This is a genomic window from Sphingobacterium sp. KH_072 (assembly GCF_057837975.1).
This window is the reverse complement of the sequence record NZ_CM174457.1, coordinates 2,308,847-2,326,851: the sequence shown is the minus strand read 5'-3', so window position 1 is coordinate 2,326,851 and position 18,005 is coordinate 2,308,847. Positions and strand designations below refer to the sequence as shown.

14 protein-coding genes are annotated in these 18,005 nt (G+C 42.6%); 10 read left to right on the top strand and 4 right to left on the bottom strand.

Annotation, left to right across the window (positions count from 1 at the left end; translation table 11 throughout):
• Positions 1 to 19: 19 nt before the first annotated feature.
• Positions 20 to 1,003, bottom strand: a complete 984-nt coding sequence (locus AC3IRT_RS10675; RefSeq protein WP_489393238.1) for an acyl transferase — start codon at positions 1,001 to 1,003, stop codon at positions 20 to 22.
• Positions 1,004 to 1,014: 11 nt separating this feature from the next.
• The gene (fabG, locus tag AC3IRT_RS10670) at positions 1,015 to 1,758 is read right to left on the bottom strand and encodes a 3-oxoacyl-[acyl-carrier-protein] reductase (protein ID WP_489393237.1); all 744 of its coding nucleotides are present in this window, start codon (positions 1,756 to 1,758) and stop codon (positions 1,015 to 1,017) included.
• A gap of 275 nt (positions 1,759 to 2,033) precedes the next feature.
• Between fabG and AC3IRT_RS10665 the strand changes: the two genes are divergently transcribed.
• From AC3IRT_RS10665 to AC3IRT_RS10655, 3 genes are all read left to right on the top strand, one after another.
• Positions 2,034 to 3,527, top strand: a complete 1,494-nt coding sequence (locus tag AC3IRT_RS10665; RefSeq protein WP_489393236.1) for a malate:quinone oxidoreductase — start codon at positions 2,034 to 2,036, stop codon at positions 3,525 to 3,527.
• A gap of 82 nt (positions 3,528 to 3,609) precedes the next feature.
• On the top strand, positions 3,610 to 4,227 hold the full coding sequence (gene pnuC, locus AC3IRT_RS10660; protein ID WP_489393235.1) for a nicotinamide riboside transporter PnuC: 618 nt from the start codon (positions 3,610 to 3,612) through the stop codon (positions 4,225 to 4,227).
• A complete protein-coding gene (locus AC3IRT_RS10655) occupies positions 4,220 to 5,290 on the top strand; it encodes an acyl-CoA dehydrogenase family protein (protein WP_489393234.1) in 1,071 nt (356 codons plus the stop codon). The genes pnuC and AC3IRT_RS10655 overlap by 8 nt, the downstream gene beginning before the upstream one ends.
• Positions 5,291 to 5,556: 266 nt before the next feature.
• On the opposite strand, the gene AC3IRT_RS10650 is transcribed toward AC3IRT_RS10655, so the two are convergent.
• The gene (locus AC3IRT_RS10650) at positions 5,557 to 6,243 is read right to left on the bottom strand and encodes a hypothetical protein (RefSeq protein WP_489393233.1); all 687 of its coding nucleotides are present in this window, start codon (positions 6,241 to 6,243) and stop codon (positions 5,557 to 5,559) included.
• Positions 6,244 to 6,670: 427 nt separating this feature from the next.
• Between AC3IRT_RS10650 and AC3IRT_RS10645 the strand changes: the two genes are divergently transcribed.
• From AC3IRT_RS10645 to AC3IRT_RS10635, 3 genes are read left to right on the top strand one after another with little or no spacing between them, the layout of a single operon-like run.
• Positions 6,671 to 9,835, top strand: a complete 3,165-nt coding sequence (locus AC3IRT_RS10645) for a SusC/RagA family TonB-linked outer membrane protein (RefSeq protein WP_489393232.1) — start codon at positions 6,671 to 6,673, stop codon at positions 9,833 to 9,835.
• A gap of 7 nt (positions 9,836 to 9,842) precedes the next feature.
• Complete coding sequence (locus AC3IRT_RS10640; protein WP_489393231.1) at positions 9,843 to 11,333, top strand: RagB/SusD family nutrient uptake outer membrane protein; 1,491 nt, start codon at positions 9,843 to 9,845, stop codon at positions 11,331 to 11,333.
• Positions 11,334 to 11,347: 14 nt separating this feature from the next.
• Positions 11,348 to 12,358, top strand: a complete 1,011-nt coding sequence (locus AC3IRT_RS10635; RefSeq protein WP_489393230.1) for a redoxin domain-containing protein — start codon at positions 11,348 to 11,350, stop codon at positions 12,356 to 12,358.
• 95 nt (positions 12,359 to 12,453) lie between these two features.
• Here the strand turns inward: AC3IRT_RS10635 and AC3IRT_RS10630 are convergent, their stop codons facing one another.
• A complete protein-coding gene (locus AC3IRT_RS10630; RefSeq protein WP_489393229.1) occupies positions 12,454 to 13,065 on the bottom strand; it encodes a WbqC family protein in 612 nt (203 codons plus the stop codon).
• A gap of 81 nt (positions 13,066 to 13,146) precedes the next feature.
• Here AC3IRT_RS10630 and AC3IRT_RS10625 point away from each other — a divergent pair, with 81 nt between their 5' ends.
• The 4 genes from AC3IRT_RS10625 to dapA are packed head-to-tail and all read left to right on the top strand — an operon-like array spanning position 13,147 to position 17,998.
• The gene (locus AC3IRT_RS10625) at positions 13,147 to 14,013 is read left to right on the top strand and encodes a lysophospholipid acyltransferase family protein (RefSeq protein WP_489393228.1); all 867 of its coding nucleotides are present in this window, start codon (positions 13,147 to 13,149) and stop codon (positions 14,011 to 14,013) included.
• Positions 14,014 to 15,051 carry a glycosyltransferase family 2 protein gene (locus tag AC3IRT_RS10620; RefSeq protein WP_489393227.1) on the top strand — a complete coding sequence of 346 codons (1,038 nt, stop codon included), beginning with the start codon at positions 14,014 to 14,016 and terminating at the stop codon, positions 15,049 to 15,051.
• A gap of 31 nt (positions 15,052 to 15,082) precedes the next feature.
• The gene (ligA, locus tag AC3IRT_RS10615) at positions 15,083 to 17,101 is read left to right on the top strand and encodes an NAD-dependent DNA ligase LigA (RefSeq protein WP_489393226.1); all 2,019 of its coding nucleotides are present in this window, start codon (positions 15,083 to 15,085) and stop codon (positions 17,099 to 17,101) included.
• Positions 17,102 to 17,119: 18 nt separating this feature from the next.
• Complete coding sequence (dapA, locus tag AC3IRT_RS10610) at positions 17,120 to 17,998, top strand: 4-hydroxy-tetrahydrodipicolinate synthase (RefSeq protein ID WP_489393225.1); 879 nt, start codon at positions 17,120 to 17,122, stop codon at positions 17,996 to 17,998.
• Positions 17,999 to 18,005: the final 7 nt, after the last annotated feature.

Below are 18,005 nucleotides of genomic sequence, written 5' to 3'. Positions count from 1 at the left end.
ACGATAAATGAAGGGGGAACTATTGCACCAATAGATTACAACCGCGAATATCACTATGATCGAATCTGCCCAGAATTTCGAATCGGCCATCGGGATGCAACTTGCCCAAATCTTGGGTGGCGATAAATGCGCAGGAATACATGTTGGCTAGATCAATAACATTGATTGCGCCCGTTTGGCGATTTTGTAACAGCGTTAATGGATCGTTGGTATCACGCATCAATACTTTCATCCAAGGCGGCGTCTGGAAAAGACCGTCGTGCTTGGCGTAAGCCTGACTGAGCAATTCGGTCATTCCGTATTCGGAATGCACGTGCGGTACACCAAAACCTGTTTGCAGCAAGTCATGTAATTCTGTCCGGATCAGCTCACGACGGCGACCTTTCATACCGCCAGTCTCCATTACGATCAGTTCAGGAAAATCAATCGGGTAAGCATCAATAAAATCAAGTAGGGCGTAGGTCACGCCGAACAGCATTGTTTTTATGCCTTTCTCTTGCAGCGCGCTAAGCGTTTGAAATAAGGATTGATGATCGGATAGGAAGTAGCCACTTTCCGTTACTTGACTTTGAGAAATGAGATCATTGACCATGTAAATCAACGAAGAGCCTTCGCGCTCCTGATAAGATGGCAACAAAGCTAGAATAGCCATCTCCGATGGATCGCCATAAAATAGTTGAAAAGTGGCGTTGTAACTTTGTTCGTAGATCGCAGGATCGGCTACCAAGTGTTTACTGGTTACAGTTCCCGTTGTGCCCGAACTTGTAAAAGTAATTTGAGGATTTTGTCCTTCCGCAATCACGGATTGCGTTTTGAAAAACTCAATGGGTAGAAATGGGATGTCGGTGTAGTGTTGGACATCGGATACATTTCTACCCAGATAAGAGATATATCGTTTGTAAATAGCGACATGGGTAGCCTGAAAGCGAAAAACGGCTAGCGCTCGGGCATTAAATGCTTCTTCGTCACGAATCGTGAATATAGCGTCTGCTTCCGGCAACATTTCTTTATATTTTATAACATACCGCCGTCTACTGCCAGTACTTGGCCGTTGACATAGCTAGATAAATCTGAAGCAAGGAATAGACAAGCATTAGCTACTTCTTCAGTTTCACCTGCACGTTTCATCGGTATGCCTGCTTCCCACGTAGAGATCACTTTTTCATCCAAAATATCAGTCATCTCCGTACGGATAAAACCTGGTGCAATGACATTGGTACGAATGTTTCGTGAACCCAATTCTTTTGCAATGGATTTAGAGAATCCAATGATGCCCGCTTTAGAAGCAGCATAGTTCGATTGTCCAGCATTTCCTTGAATACCTACCACAGAGCTCATGTTGATGATAGATCCTTTGCGGCTTTTCATCATTACTTTTGTAGCTGCTTTGGTGATGTTGAAGACAGATTTTAGGTTAATGTTCATGACATCATCCCATGCATCTTCGCCCATGCGCATTAGTAAGCCATCTTTCGTAATACCTGCGTTGTTAACCACGATATCCAACGAACCAAAATCCGTCATAATATCAGCAATCAATTGCTCCGACTCATCAAATTTAGAAGCATCCGAACGATAACCTTTAATCTGCGTACTATGCTCTTGTAACGCAACTTCTAAAGCTTGTCCTTTTTCTACCGAGGAAAGGTACGTGAATGCCACGTTGGCACCATGCTGTGCGAATACCTCAGCGATTTTACGGCCTATTCCTTTAGAAGCGCCCGTTATTAATGCGGTTTTACCTGCAAGTAGTTTCATTTGTAATTTTTATTAGATTTTTTGTTTTGCATAGATTAAACGGCTTAAACTGTTTAAAATTGCAGGTGCAAAAATGTTAAATAATTGTTATAATAGCAACTTAACAGAATAATGATCGTTTTCAAATTGTTGTATCATTGACGCTATCCAGTTTTAAAACTTGGTATTTCGATAAGCTCGATGTTGGGAAATTGTTATAATTAATGAAAGATTTGTGACAATTTGATTCGCTGAATCCTGCTTCAAATGTTAAATTTGCATCACACAAGATTACGATGGGTAAAAAGACGACAAAGACAGAAGTAGATGTAGTGTTGATCGGGGCGGGCATCATGAGTGCAACCTTAGGAACGCTAATCCACGAGCTAAGTCCAGATATCAAAATTGAAATTCTAGAACGATTGGATACGGTAGCAGCCGAAAGTTCCGACGCCTGGAACAACGCAGGTACAGGACATTCTGCTCTATGTGAACTTAATTATACGCCACAGCGTCCTGATGGCTCGGTGGATATCAGCAAAGCAATTTCTATTGCCGAGCAATATGAAGTTTCTAAGCAATTTTGGTCGTATCTGGTGGAGCATAATGTGATCAAAAAGCCAGAAGAATTCATTCGACGGGTACCACATATGTCGGCCGTATTCGGCGGGAAAGACGTGCAGTTTCTGAAAACACGTTATGATGCCTTGACTCAGCATAACCTATTTAAGGGGATGGAATATTCGGAAGATCAATCTGTACTGTATGATTGGATTCCCTTGATGATGCAAGAGCGCGCCAGTGATGAGCAAATAGCCGCTACCAAAATGGATATTGGTACGGATGTGAACTTCGGCACATTGACACGCGATTTGATCTCTTACTTAGATAAAAAGGATAACATTAACCTTTCTACGAGCAATGAAGTGAAAGATATCGAGCGTTTGCCGGACGGCAGATGGCAGGTAGAAACCAAAGATCTGAAAACCGGTGCTAGAAAAAATATTCAAGCAAAATTCGTGTTTATCGGTGCAGGTGGGCATTCTTTATTGTTATTAGAAAAATCGGGTATACCAGAATCCAAAGGATATGGTGGCTTTCCGGTCGGTGGACAATGGTTACGTTGTACCAACGACGAAGTGATTGCGCAGCATCATGCGAAAGTATACGGAAAAGCGTCCGTAGGAGCGCCGCCAATGTCTGTGCCGCACTTAGATACCAGATACATTGATGGTAAGCAAGCCCTACTATTTGGTCCTTATGCTGGATTCTCTACCAAATTTTTGAAAAAAGGTTCTTATTTTGATCTTCCTGCGTCGATCAAATTATCCAACATCCGTCCGATGCTTTCTGCCGGATTAGATAATTTGCCATTAACCAAATACCTCATCACCGAAGTGATGAAGAAACCGAAAGATAAGTTAGATGCCTTGAAGCAATTTATGCCGACGGCGAAGATGGAAGATTGGGAGATTGAGAAAGCCGGACAACGTGTTCAAGTGATTAAGAAACATCCGGTACACGGAGGAATTTTAGAATTCGGGACAGAAGTAGTTTCCAGTGCAGATGGATCTATCGCAGCGCTTTTAGGAGCTTCTCCAGGTGCTTCCACATCCGTAGCAGTAATGATTAACCTCTTAAAAAGATGTTTCCCAGATCGTGCAAAAGCAGATTCATACAGAACTAAACTGCGGACCATGATCCCATCTTGGGGCAAAAGTCTCAATGAAGATGCTGAGCTTTGCGCCAGCACACGGAAATGGACTCACGATACTTTAAAGCTAAATTAAGCATTTACATACATTTTTGGAGAGCCTGCTAGTCAGGCTCTTTTTCTATCCTCCAAAAACGACCACATAACTATTTTTCTGCATGGATATCGCCACCTTCACCACATCTTTAGCACAAGCATTTGAGCAAACATCGTGGATAGAGCGATTGTCGGTGCTTTTTGGCATCTGTCAAGTGTTGCTTTCTAAAAACAATAAGATTGCTAATTATCCAGTTGGTATAATCGGTATCGTGCTAGGCATGGCCGCGCTTTATGGCGCAAAGTTGTATGCCGAGATTTTACTCAATGTGTATTATCTCGTGATGAGCGCCTATGGTTGGTGGTATTGGACGAGCAATCGAATACAAACGGAACAACCTATTACAAGCGCCAATCGCCGTGATTGGAGCATCGTAATAGCGATTGTATTGGGAGGTTTCGGCTTATTGTATGTTGCATTGCGATCATTTACCGATTCTGATGTGCCTTTGTGGGATGCTTGGGTTTCCTGCACGGCATGGGCAGGCATGTGGCTATTAGCGCGACGGAAACTAGAAAATTGGCTTTTACTCAATCTAAGTAATCTTTTTGCGATCCCGTTGTTGGTGTACAAAGAGCTGTACCTCTTTGCCTTACTGACTACTTTTCTCTTTATTGTTGCATTCATTGGTTTCGCCAAATGGCGTCGCATCATGAAAACTCAAACCCTACATGCTTAGCCAAGATAGTATCAATCTCATACAAGAAAATCAAATTCCTGCCGCCAAAGCCGGAGTGCTACCAGATGTTATACTCCAGAAAATCACGGAAAAACGCTGGTTTGATCTTTGGGTGCCCAAAGAATATGGTGGATTGGAGCAGTCTTTAGTCGAAGGATGTCGATTGCTAGAATCATTAGCGTATTGGGATGGATCTCTGGGTTGGACAGTTACGCTGTGTGCTGGCGCAAATATGTTTGCCGGATTTATTGATCGGGCAACTGCCAATGTGTTGTTTAGTACACGTAATCCTTGTTTTGGTGGGAGCGGACGCGCTTCTGGAAAAGCGATAAAAGTGCCTAAAGGTTATCGATTAACAGGTAGATGGTCTTATGCGACTGGCGCGCCACATCTTACGCATTTTACCTGCAATGCAATCGTGATTGATGATGAAATGGAATCTTCTGGGAAACCTGAAGCTATAAAATCGTTTTTTGTTCCGCGAGAACAGGTCCTGGTCGACCCCGATTGGCAAACATTTGGTTTAGAAGCGACAGCCAGTCACAGCTTTACGATACAAGATGTATTTGTGCCTTCCCAGAATAGTTTTGAGCTTAATCCGACATCTGCTACGCACTCTGGGAAGTTGTTTCAATATCCATTTCAGCCTTTTGCAGAATGCACGCTTTTTGTGAATTATTTGGGCATGTATACACGCTATACCGATTTGGTACAAAAGAATTTCTATCTGAGAGCAAAGAATGGGGAATGGCAGGATAAATATGGTAAACAGTTTTTTAAGCAATTGGATGTAGCGCAGCAATTAGCAGAAAAAGCAAGGAAAACTTTGTATGATGTCATGTCAGAAAGTTGGAGCAATTTACTTGACAATAGGGAAGAGGCTAATGAGGTGATCTATGCTAACATCGGTATGCAGACGCGAGAAAACCTCCATGATATGCGATCTCAACTTTTGGATCTACATGTGAAATGTGGTATAGAGGCGGCTCAGTCGGATTCGGAACTAAATATTGTATTCCGCAATTTCTTTACGGCTACGCAGCACGCGCTGCTTCAATCTTAGGCAAAAAAAAAAACTTAAGCCCATCGGTTTAAGCGTCTTAATACAAATTGCCACTGGAGATATAGAATACTAATCTTCCAGTGGGTTCAAGTCATCTCCATCGTACAACCATTCCAAAGGTTGAACCGGTTCCTGAAATTCTAATTCTTTATCTTTAATCATGATATTTATTTTTATATATATCTAAAGATAGTTATTCTATGTTTAATAACTATCACATATATGTTATTTTATTGTTAATTGATTTTCGTTGCGCAGCTTTGTAGTTAATCTTTGGGCTTGATAACTTGCACCATCCGATCGCTGAAACTGGTGATGTCAGACTTTAAGCCGACCATTACGGTCAATACATTGACGGGGTTGCCCTGAATATTTCTAAAATGATGCATATAATCGAGTTCTAGTCCGAGATAAAAACCTCGAAATTTATAGTCTGATCCCACCCCAAATTTGACAGCTGGAGAAAAACTATACAGTTTCTCCATTCGCGTACGATCATTGCCAATATCATTAATTCGCGACTCCACATCCATCGCAAAAGCAGGCCCTGCATAGGCATATGTGTTGAGTCGATTGACCTGCTTTCGAATACCTCCAGCCAAACTAAGCGCGTAAATGGTAGCCTGTCCATTTTCCAATGTTCGATTGTAGTCTGGATCATTTTCTAGCTGATTGTAATTAAAGCCTAAGGTGAATAAGGTTGGAATAACAAAGTAGCGTGGATTACGCAATGCGATATCCAAGCCAATACTTCCTGAAAATGCTTGTGCAGAGAGCGCATCCTTAGACTTCCCCAGCGGAAATGCCATACCTGTGCCTCCAAAATAATAGATCTTATTGTAATGCAAGGTGTCTGGTCCTGTATAAAACATGGTCGTGGTGTCGGCATCCGACTGCGCACTAGCTTGTGCTATCCATAGCACAGCTAGTAAAAATAGGGCTAATCTTTTCATGGAAATATACTTACAAAATTCATAACATAAAATGACTAAAAAAAGTTTGATAGAGTCAAATATGTTTTTTGCGTTCGCATAATTACTACATATTTTCTTGTCTAAAGTATAATATAAGCAACATTAATACGTATTTAGTCTATGTATTTAGTCTATTTTATTTTGTATGTTTGTTTTCTACCAAATCGAATATTTTACCCTTTAAAAAAATGAAGCTATGAACTCATTACATATGCAGCCGATGGGAATGCATGGAATTTAACAAGCCATGAATTTCGGTCATCGATATTCTTTGGTCCTCAACAGTAGCTGCTGGACAAAATTGTTGATCCAAAAATTCAGGCAAACTAGCGTGTTTTAACAAAATTAATCACACAAGTACAATTGGCGTTGGCACTTGTTTTTCTCTATTATCTTAATCAAACTTATGGATAGCATACGCTTATCTCAATCTACTGTATTGTTCTTTTGTCTTTTATTATTTTCATTTCAATTGAGCGCGCAACAGACGGCTCCCATTGTTAATGCAAAATTAGAAGGCGTTGTAAGAGACAGTATCAACGGTCGCCCTATTGAAGGAGCAACCGTGCAATTGGAAACCGTAATTCACCGCGCGAAAACCGATCGTGAAGGTTATTTTCAACTAGTTACCGGACAGAAATTTCCAATCCAAATAACCATATCCTACCTTGGTTATAAAACAAAGACATTAACACTCTCCGGATCTCCAGTCAATATCTTATTGCAGCCAGCAGAGGAAGAGCTGGATGAAGTTGTCGTGGTTGGTTACGGAAATCAGAAAAGAAAAAACTTCATTGGATCGATCGCTACGATCGAAGGCGATCGATTGAAAGACCGCCCAGTGCAAAGTTTTGATCAAGCGCTGATGGGGCAAGCTGCCGGAGTCAGTGTCGCATTGCCCAACGGGCAATTGAACAGTCCACCAGTCATACGTATTCGCGGTATCAATTCCATTTCATTAAGTTCCGCTCCCTTGGTCGTTGTGGATGGGATACCGATTACAAGCGGTCAGATTTCTGGTACGCGCGCATCCAATAATCCATTAGCAGATATCAATCCCAACGATATTGAGTCCATCAGCGTCTTGAAAGATGCTGCCTCCACGTCCATTTATGGTTCCAGAGCCGCAGGAGGCGTAATTCTGGTAACTACAAAAAAGGGAAAACAAGGTAGTTTTAAAGCTAACTACGATGGTTGGGTCTCCATTTCAAATGCTACTCGAATTCCCAAAGTGCTGAACGCAGAACAATATACTGCGATCAAGAATGAATCGATCGCGAACGCGAGTTCCATTGACGGTACGACTAGAAATCCGGTTTATTTTCTTAGTTACCTTACGGACGGTTCATTGGTAGATACCGATTGGAAATCCTATGTCTATAGAACGGGCTTCGCCCAAAATCACTCGGTAAACATATCAGGTGGCACGGAGAAGATAAACTATTATCTTTCTGCCAATACCACCGACCAATCTGGCTTTTTAGTTGGTAATGATTTTGGTAGAAATGGTGTTCGATTCAATCTCGATAATCAAACAACTTCGTGGCTGAAACTTTCCGCAGGTGGTAATTATAGTAGCAGCGGCAACCATTCGTATGATTCAGGCAGTTTGCCGGGTGCTTCCATGACTACGACAGGTGCGACAAGATTAGCGCTGGTATTACCACCAAATATTCCTGCATATAATGAAGATGGCAGCTATCACATCAACCCAAACAGCGGCACATTGGGTTCGGGAGCAAATAATACCACTATTCCGCTGTATAATCCAGTATCCATTTTTGATCTTTCTCGCAATCAATCAAATAACAGCCACTTTCTCGGGAACTTTAGCGCTACGGTAAACCCTGTAGAAGGATTAGTGCTTACTTCGCTCTACGCAGTGGATCGCATCGATATTCAAGATGAGTCCTTTCGCAGTCCGCTATTGGGATCAGAAGGATACAATACCGGCGGATCCGTTACGAACACGTCTGCGATCAGGCTCAATCAAATCTGGACGAATACGGCACAATACAACGCTGCCTTTTCGGAAGGTCATACGTTCAATATTTTAGCGGGATCCGACATACAGCGCAACAAGTTGTCAGCCTGGGGTGCTACAGCCACGCAGGCTACGGATGATTTTTTCGAGTATTATCAAGGCGGTTGGCGAAACGTGGTCGCGGCCGGAAATAGAAGAGGTGAGCGCGTATATGCTTCCTTTTTCTCCAGAATAAACTATGAATTTGAGAACAGATACCTGTTGACGGTTAACTTTCGACGAGATGGCAATTCTGCGCTTGCTACAGGTAGGAAGTATGGCAATTTCGGCGGTGCGGCAATGGGATGGTTGGTTTCTGATGAATCTTTCTTTCAAAATTCTGCATTGGCACAGCTCTTTTCCGATGTGAAACTGAATGCCAGTTGGGGTAGGGTGGGCAACGGAAATTTGGCCAATGATTATAGTTCCTACGACTTGTATTCTGCTTCTCTTTACGGCAATGTGGGTACTTGGGCTATCAGTCAGCAGGGAAATTCCATGTTATCTTGGGAAACGAGTGATCAAACCAATTTTGGGCTAAATTTTTCTACTTGGCAGCAAAGGCTAAAATTTGAAGTGGCTTACTTTAACAACAATGTCAATAACCTTATTCTGAATACACCGCAATCTTTATCTAAAGGTATTCCGGGCAATACCATATTAGCCAATGTGGGCGCCATGTACAATCGTGGTCTCGAGCTCAGTGTGAACGCAGATGTCATCAACAAGAGAGATTTCTCTTGGAATGTAGGTTTTAATTTTTCGGCAATTCGTAACAAGGTTACGGCATTGGCAGATGGCAATGCAGATATCATAGGTGCGACCGGAACGGGAAATACCAATGTAACTCGTGTGGGATATTCAATTGGTAGTTTGTATGGTTTGAAGACCATTGGCGTGAATCCAGACAACGGACAACGCATTTTTCTCAATGCCAAAGGTGAAGAAGTACAATACAATGGTCTTGGGAAATGGACTTATTTGGATGGCAATAATGCGACTGCTTTATCAGGGAATGACTTTTACCTGTTGGGAAATGCGCTGCCAAAATGGTACGGCGGATTCAACAATCGGATAGCATACAAGAACTTGGAAATGCTGCTAAACTTTACCTACGCGGGTGGCAATTACGTGATGAACCGCACACGTTCGACCTTGACTGACCAGATATTTTTCAATAATTCCACAGAGATATTGGATCGCTGGACAGCGCCAGGACAGCAAACAAACGTGCCCCGTGTCGTTTCTGGAGATCGGATTTCCTTTGGCGGATCTACTCCCATATCAGATCATGTAGAGAAAGCCGATTTCCTAAGATTGCAACAGGCTCAATTGTCCTACACGTTTGGTGAACCACTTCTTTCTAGTCTAAAATTGAGTAGAGTACGGGTGTTTGCACAGGTGAACAATGCTTTTTTATGGACTAATTATACAGGAATCGATCCGGAAGTTTCTTCCAACGGTGATTCCAACACAGCGCCCGGTGTGGAGTACAACACAGCTGGGCTGGGTCGCACATTTACTTTCGGTATGAACCTTACATTTTAAGAAGATCATGAAAACAATAATAAATAACGATAAGAAAAGAATTAAAGGGCGTGTTTTCTACCTAAGCATTTATGTGCTTGCTATGCTTTTTACGCACGTTTCATGCGAAAAGATTCTGAACACGCAATCAGAAATTGCCATTAGCTCTTCGAGCGTATTTCAAACGGCTGCGCGGATTGAGGGATTAGTAAATGGAAGTTATAAAGCGCTGAAAGGTGCCAATCTCTACAGCGGTCGCTTGCTCATGTATGGTGATTTGCGCGGAGAAGAATTCGTAATACGCACCGAAAATGCATTGACAGGCGGATACGTATGGGAGCATACAACAACCAATCTTACGGGTGATGTCAATGAGCTCTGGGAGCAACTCTATAGAGTAATCAATAGTACGAATATATTGATCGATGGGCTAAGTGCCTCAACAACAGTTTTGACAGAAGAAAAGCGCCAACAATACCTTGGTGAGGCATCTTTCCTACGTGCCCTATCGTATTTCAATCTCGTTTCTTTCTATGGCAGACCATATGCAGACAATAACGGTGCGCACCCAGCGGTTCCGCTGCGCTTGCAACCAGAATCGTCTTCTGCGAACAATGATTTGGCAAGAAGCAGTACAGCAGAAGTGTATGCGCAGATCATTGCAGATCTGGATTTGGCAGAAAAAACCCTACCGTTGACCTACGCGACCCCATTGCTGAATACGACACGAGCACATCGAAATACGGCGATAGCATTGAAAACAAGGATTTATCTTAATGCACAAAACTTTGATAAGGTAAAAGAAGAAGCGCAGAAGATTGTCCCGCAAGGCGCAGCGCCATTTCAGTCCACCGCCGGAGTGACCAATAGATTGGTTGCAGATATTTCCACCATCTTCACGACAAATTACAACTCGGAAGAATCCATCTTCTCTCTACCGATGTCTGCTGAAGATCCACCAGCCGGATCTGCGCTTTCCAATGTGTATTTTTATGCGCCTGATTTTGTGCTCAATAACAGTTCGAATGGCATTATTGCCGACGAATCTTGGTCAGAAGGCGATCGAAGAAGATCTTTCGTTCGCTTCGACACAAACCTCCGACTTTATCTTTTGGCCAAATACCTGAAAAGAAACCCAAACACAGATTATATTCCAGTGATCCGATACGCAGAAGTACTGCTCAACCTAGCAGAGGCAGAGGTGCGAAGTGCAAATGGCAGTTTGCCAAAAGCCATCTCCTTGCTGAAAGCTGTTCGGAATCGTTCGGATGCTAACTATGTTTTTCCGGATCAACGTTTAACAACGTCGACCATTCTAGAAACCATTGGCAAAGAACGTCGTATCGAATTTTTGGGTGAAGGATTACGTTCATTCGACATCACCAGAAACCTACTTCCTTTTCCTACGAAGCCTTCGCTAAGTAGCTTCATCGCGAGGCAAGTAAATCCTGCCGATGAAGCCTACGTATTGCCATTGCCGAACGGCGAGATACTCACCAATAGATTAATAAACAACTAAATAATTTATATATCATGAAGACCTTATTCCATTCGATTCTACTATTTTTCTTTAGTATAACCTACCTGCAAGCACAGAGTAAAGTAGATAAATTAAATTTGTCTGGTACCGTCGTGGGCCAGCACAAGGACAAAATATACCTACAACGTTACGAAAACAAATCGTTCACAACGATAGATTCAACTAACATTACAAATGGCGCTTTTAGCTTTACCAGCAAAGTCGTATTACCCGAAATTTATGGCCTATCGTTAGAAGGGTCCGGTGTGAATCCATTCGATTCCTTTATCGTATTTCTAGACAAAAATCCCATTGTAGTTACGTTTGATCCAGCGCATGAATTTAAGAATACCGTAGTAAAGGGTTCTCGCGAGCAAGATCTGCTAAAGGAGTTTCTCTCTAATCGTTCCCAAAGTTTGGAAGATAAACTGAAAGCTAACCCCAAATCCATTGCGGCTTTGTATTATCTGTATCGATATCAATCGTATAAGCTAACGCCGGCAGAACTTCGGAATAGCATTAGTCTGCTCGATGCCCGCTTTGAAAACACCGAATATGTCAAGGTGTTAACTGAGCTTGCCGGCACTTTGGATGGCATCGCTGTGGGAAGTAAAGCACCAAACTTTACCGCGTATACTAAGGATGATGTGAAGAAAGAACTCAAAGATTATTTGGGGCAAGGCTATGTATTAATTGATTTTTGGGCATCGTGGTGTCCTCCTTGTCGTGCAGAGAATCCGCATTTAAGAAAGGTGTACGATCAGTATAAGGACAAAGGCTTGGAGATTGTAGGTATTTCGCTGGATAAAAAGACAGAACCATGGATTGCAGCCATAGCACAAGACGATCTGCAGTGGCAACAAGTCTATGATCCGAAAGCATGGGCTGGCGATGCGGTGGTGAAATATGGTGTTCGGCTTATTCCAGCTAATTTTCTGATTGATAAAGACGGTAATATCGTCGCCAAAAATCTCAAAGGCGAGCAGCTCGATGAACAGCTGGCGGAGATACTTAAGACAAATTAATTGATTCCTAAAGAGAGCTTTAATAGTAGCGGCGTATTCGTACAAGAATACGCCGCTACTATAATTAATTATCTTTCTTGTTTTTTTAAATGTACCTACAAGTAAGACCTTGATTGAGGTCCTTGATTAAACAATAAATCAACGATACTTAGATCAGAAACGAAACCTGTTTTTTCTTCAAATACTTGATAATAGGGCTTCGGATCTGTCATCAAACTTGCCTTCTGTGGTTTAGCAGCTGTTCTCCAGTCTATAGGTGAGTCGACTGTTTTTACAAAACTTTCAGACAAGGTGATTTCACGGTTGATTTTTAGTAATTTCAATAGCAGCTCCAATTGTGCCATATTATAGTCCAGCAGAAATTCGAATTTTTCTTGGTAAAAACGAAGGAAATCATCCTCATAATACTCGAAATAGGCAGAACTACGATAAGCCGTCTGTATGCTAAGCCAATGCAACCGCTGCCAAGGATGATCGTAATTGATGCGTATGTCTTTAATTGGAACATGTACTTTCTTGCCATGCACGATAGGTATAATCAGATCCAATCCACCATTTGCTGTGCCAATACTTGTGCGTGTACGGTACGTTTGCTTCGGGAAATGTTCGTGTTGCTCGATACAAATGCTGCCTTTATGCTGATAAATAGCCTGAAAATAAGATACATTCGGCAGGTAAAAGGAGGGCAATAGTAATTGTTCGGTCATTGCTTTAAATATACTGGATCTAATATGAGACAAAAGTAAGTTTATTTGAGGATATTTGCAGCTTATATACAGACGTCTTTGATGAAAGAAAGAATACTGTCGGTTATTTTATACCTGATCTCCTTACTGCCCTTTTGGGTATTGTATCGCATATCAGATCTGCTGTTTGTGCTGATCTACTATGTATTTGGATACCGAAAAAAAGTGGTACTGGAGAATTTGCGAAATTCCTTCCCGGAGAAATCTGATCTGGAGATTCAACAGATTGCTCGTCGCTTTTTTCGTCATTTACCAGATGTGGTTGTAGAAACAGTAAAGGGGCGTACTATTTCTAAACAGCAAGTGATGGATCGGATGGAATTATTGAATCCTGAAGAGGTGTATCGTCATTTGGATCAGGGACGAGGCGTGATGGGGGTAACCGCACATTATGGTAATTGGGAGTTGGGTATCCATAGCTTTTCCCTGTTTACCGATTACCCAAGCTTAGTAATATACAAACCACTTTCAGACAAGTCTTTTGAGGCGGTGTTGAACCGTATTCGCACACACTTCGGCGCGATTATGGTGCCTATGAAGCAGATATTGCGCCATTTGGTTAAGCTTAAAGGGCAGCCACATGTGAGTATGTTTGTGGCCGATCAAACGCCTGGTTATCAAGATTCTGATTATTTCACGGATTTTCTTGGTCAAGATACCTTAGTATTTACGGGTACAGAACGCATTGCTAAAGCAATGGACGTGCCGGTTGTTTTTTTCGAAATTCGTCGGAAAGCGCGTCGTGGCCATTATTCCTGTAAGTTTACCACTTTAGTGGAACATCCAAAGGAATGCGAAGACAAGGAAATTATCCGTCTCCATACCGCATTTACCGAACAGATTATCCGCGATGAACCTGCTTACTGGCTATGGTCGCACCGTCGGTGGAAAAGAAAAAGAAGACAATAAATGACGACGAATTATCCTAAAGTTGCTGTGGTGATCTTGAATTGGAATGGACGTTATTTCCTAGAGAAATTTCTGCCTTCGGTATTCAATAGCAGTTACCCAAACCTTAGTTTTGTCGTGGGAGATAATGCTTCCACAGATGATTCCGTTGCCTTTGTACAACAGCATTATCCAACGATAAATATTGTGCAAAATACAAGCAACATAGGTTTTGCTGGAGGATATAATGCCGTTTTAGAGCAAGTGGATGCAGATTATTATGTGCTGCTCAACTCAGATGTCGAAGTCGCCGAAAACTGGATTGATCCGGTGATAGCAATGCTCGAAAGTAATGCGAACATGGCGGCTGCGCAGCCCAAAATTCGTTCGTTTCACGAACGTACAAAATTCGAACATGCAGGCGCATCTGGAGGATTCATCGATGCATACGGTTACCCGTTTTGCCGCGGACGAATTTTATCGCATACCGAAGAAGACAAAGGTCAATACGACGATGCGGTAGATGTTTTTTGGGCATCTGGTGCAGCGTTGTTTATAAAAGCAGCTGCGTGGCGTGCTTCTGGCGGCTTTGATGCCGATTTCTTCGCACACATGGAAGAAATTGATCTTTGTTGGCGATTGAAACGCATGGGTTTTCGTATTGGTGTTTGCCCAAGTTCCGTAGTTTACCACGTGGGTGGCGGCACGCTGAATGCGAGTAATCCGAAAAAAACCTTTCTCAACTTTCGCAACAACTTGATGATGTTGCAGAAAAATTTGCCATTCTGGTCGGCCGTTCGTGTGATCTTCATCCGCTTGTGGTTGGATTTGTTAGCCTTATTCCAATTTCTAGTGAAAGGGAAGTTCGGTGATGTATGGGCAGTTAGTCGGGCGCATCAGGAATTCTTTTGGTATTTCTTCCGCACAGCTTCCAAACGTAAAAAATTACTGGGTCCTTTTCATCAGCAAGGATACTATAAAAAGCTATTAATTTCCGCTTATTTTTTAGGGGATAAAAAGAAGTTTTCTAGTCTATCTAGGAGAGACTTCATTCGGTAGAATTCCTATTTATTTCGTATTTTCGTCGTCTATGTCGATGGATGTGAAACAACAGATTGCGGAATTGACTGCAACACTTAACGAATACAATTACCAATATTATGTATTGGCCAATTCGGATATTTCCGATTTTGATTTCGATCAAAAGCTGGCCGAATTAAACCGCTTAGAGCAAGCACATCCCGAATTCTTAGATCCTAATTCACCCACCCAAAAAGTCGGTGGCGATATTACCAGCAAGTTTGAAACCGTGCCACATAGGTGGCCAATGCTTTCTTTAGGCAACACCTACAATGAGCAGGAGCTCAAGGAATTTGATTCGCGCGTGCGAAAAGCAGTCGGAGAGGACGTTTCCTACGTTTGCGAACTCAAGTTTGATGGTTTGTCGATCGCCATCACCTACGAAAATGGCCAAATGCGGCGTGCAGTTACACGTGGTGATGGTCTGAAAGGGGATAATGTGACCGAGAATGTGAAAACCATTCGTCGCGTGCCGCATCAGGTGAAAGCCAAAGGCTATCCAGATTCTTTTGAGATTCGTGGTGAGATATTGATGCATAAATCGGCTTTCCTCCGTCTTAATAAAGAGCGTGCAGAAAAAGGCGAAGTGACTTATGCCAATCCGCGTAACTTCGCCTCAGGCACGATCAAGTTGCAAGACCCTAAGGAAGTAGCTAAGCGCCCCTTAGATTGTTTTCTTTACTTTTTGTACGCCGATAATCGTAGCAAATTATTCAAAACCCATTGGGAAAGTCTGGAAGCCGCGAAAGATTGGGGTTTTCATGTGTCCGAACATTCTAAGCTGTGTCATTCTATTGAGGAGGTGTTGAATTTCATTCATTATTGGGATAGCGAAAGACACAACCTAACATACGATATTGATGGGATCGTGATCAAGGTCAACGACTACGCCCTGCAAGACGAATTGGGCTTCACCGCCAAATCGCCACGTTGGGCTATTTCCTATAAATATCAGGCTGAAAGAGCTGAAAGTATCTTGAAATATGTCAGCTATCAGGTCGGTCGTACCGGTGCAGTTACGCCAGTGGCGAATCTAGAACCGGTGTTGTTAGCTGGAACTACGGTCAAGCGTGCTTCTTTGCACAATGCCAATGAAATTCAACGATTAGATCTGCACGAAGGTGATGCCGTTTATGTAGAAAAAGGAGGCGAGATCATTCCTAAAATCATGGGCGTGATTACCGAGAAGCGTCTGCCGGGATCCAAAGGTATACATTATCCTACGCATTGTCCAGAATGTAATACAGAATTGGTGCGGCAAGAAGGAGAAGCGGTGCATTATTGTCCAAATCACGCTACTTGTCGTCCGCAGATTGTGGGTGGCATACAACATTTTATCGGGCGCAAAATGATGGATATTCAAGGCTTAGGCAAAGAAACGGTAGAATCATTGTACAATAAAGGTTTGGTGTCTAAAATATCCGACCTATACACCTTGGCCGATCGAGCAGAAGATTTGCTTACCATGGAACGCTTCGGACAAAAATCTGTAGACAATATGTTACAGGGTTTAAAGGAATCTTGCCAAAAGCCGTTTGAAAAGGTGCTTTTTGCCTTAGGAATTCGGCATGTAGGCGATACTGTAGCTAGAAAGTTGGCGCAGCATTTTAAGTCGATTGATCAATTAGCGGCAGCTACGTTAGAAGAAATAGCCGCCGTATCTGATATTGGCGAGCGCATTGCAGACAGCGTCTTTGTTTATTTGCATACGGAGACCAATTTGGAAGAAATAGAACGCCTGAAAAAGGTTGGACTTCAATTTGTAGTCGAGGAAAAAGAAGTTGTGCTCGCCGGAGATCATTTATCTGGCAAAACTTTCTTAATTTCGGGCGTCTTTGCAGATCACAGTCGCGAAGAGCTGACGGAAATCATCGAATCGCACGGCGGTCGTATGTTGAGTAGTATTTCGGCTAAGTTGGATTACTTGGTCGCAGGCGATAAAATGGGGCCAGCTAAATTAGCCAAGGCCGAAAAATTAAAAGTTCCGATTATTTCGGATCAGGAATTGTTTCAAATTATTAATCAGTAATAAAGGTTTATACAGATAATGAGAGAATTACATGGAGCGGGAGTCGCGTTAGTGACACCATTTCAAAGCGACGGATCGATTGACTTTGAGTCATTAGCAAAGTTGATTGAACATCAGATAGCGGGCGGAATGGATTATCTGGTTTCTTTAGGTACTACAGGCGAAGTAGCCACATTGAGCAAGGAAGAGAAATACGCCGTTTGGGAATTTACGGCCAAGCAAGTGGCTGGGCGTATCGCCTTAGTAGCGGGTATTGGCGGCAATAATACAGCCGAAGTTGCGGCATCCATCGCAAGCTTTGATATATCCGGTTATTGTGCGATTTTATCTGTTTCTCCCTATTATAGTAAACCCACACAAGAGGGAATTTATCAGCATTACAAAGCGATTGCGGAAGCGAGTAGATTACCGATTATTCTATATAACGTGCCATCCAGAACGGGAAGCAGCATAACACCTGCCACCACGGTACGATTGGCCAATGATTTTACGAATATCGTAGCGACCAAAGAAGCATCTGGTAGTTTTGTACAGTTTAGTGAAATTATGCGTGATAAGCCAGCCGATTTCTTATTGATCTCTGGAGATGATCCGATCACTTTGCCGATGATGGCATTAGGTGCTGTCGGTCTTATTTCTGTGGTTGCCAATGCGTATCCAAAGCAAATTGCTGATGTTGTACATGCTTGTGCGGCTGGAGATTATGCTGGCGCACGCGCTACGCACAGTAGCTTGTTGGAAATCACGGATCTGTGCTTTGTGGATGCCAATCCATGTGGTGTGAAGTACATCTTAAAAGAATTAAATATCGGTGAAGACCATGTTCGTTTGCCATTGGTACCTGCGAGAGCGGTGACCAAAGAAGCGATCAAACGTAGCATGGCTCTCTTAGCATAACCAAACA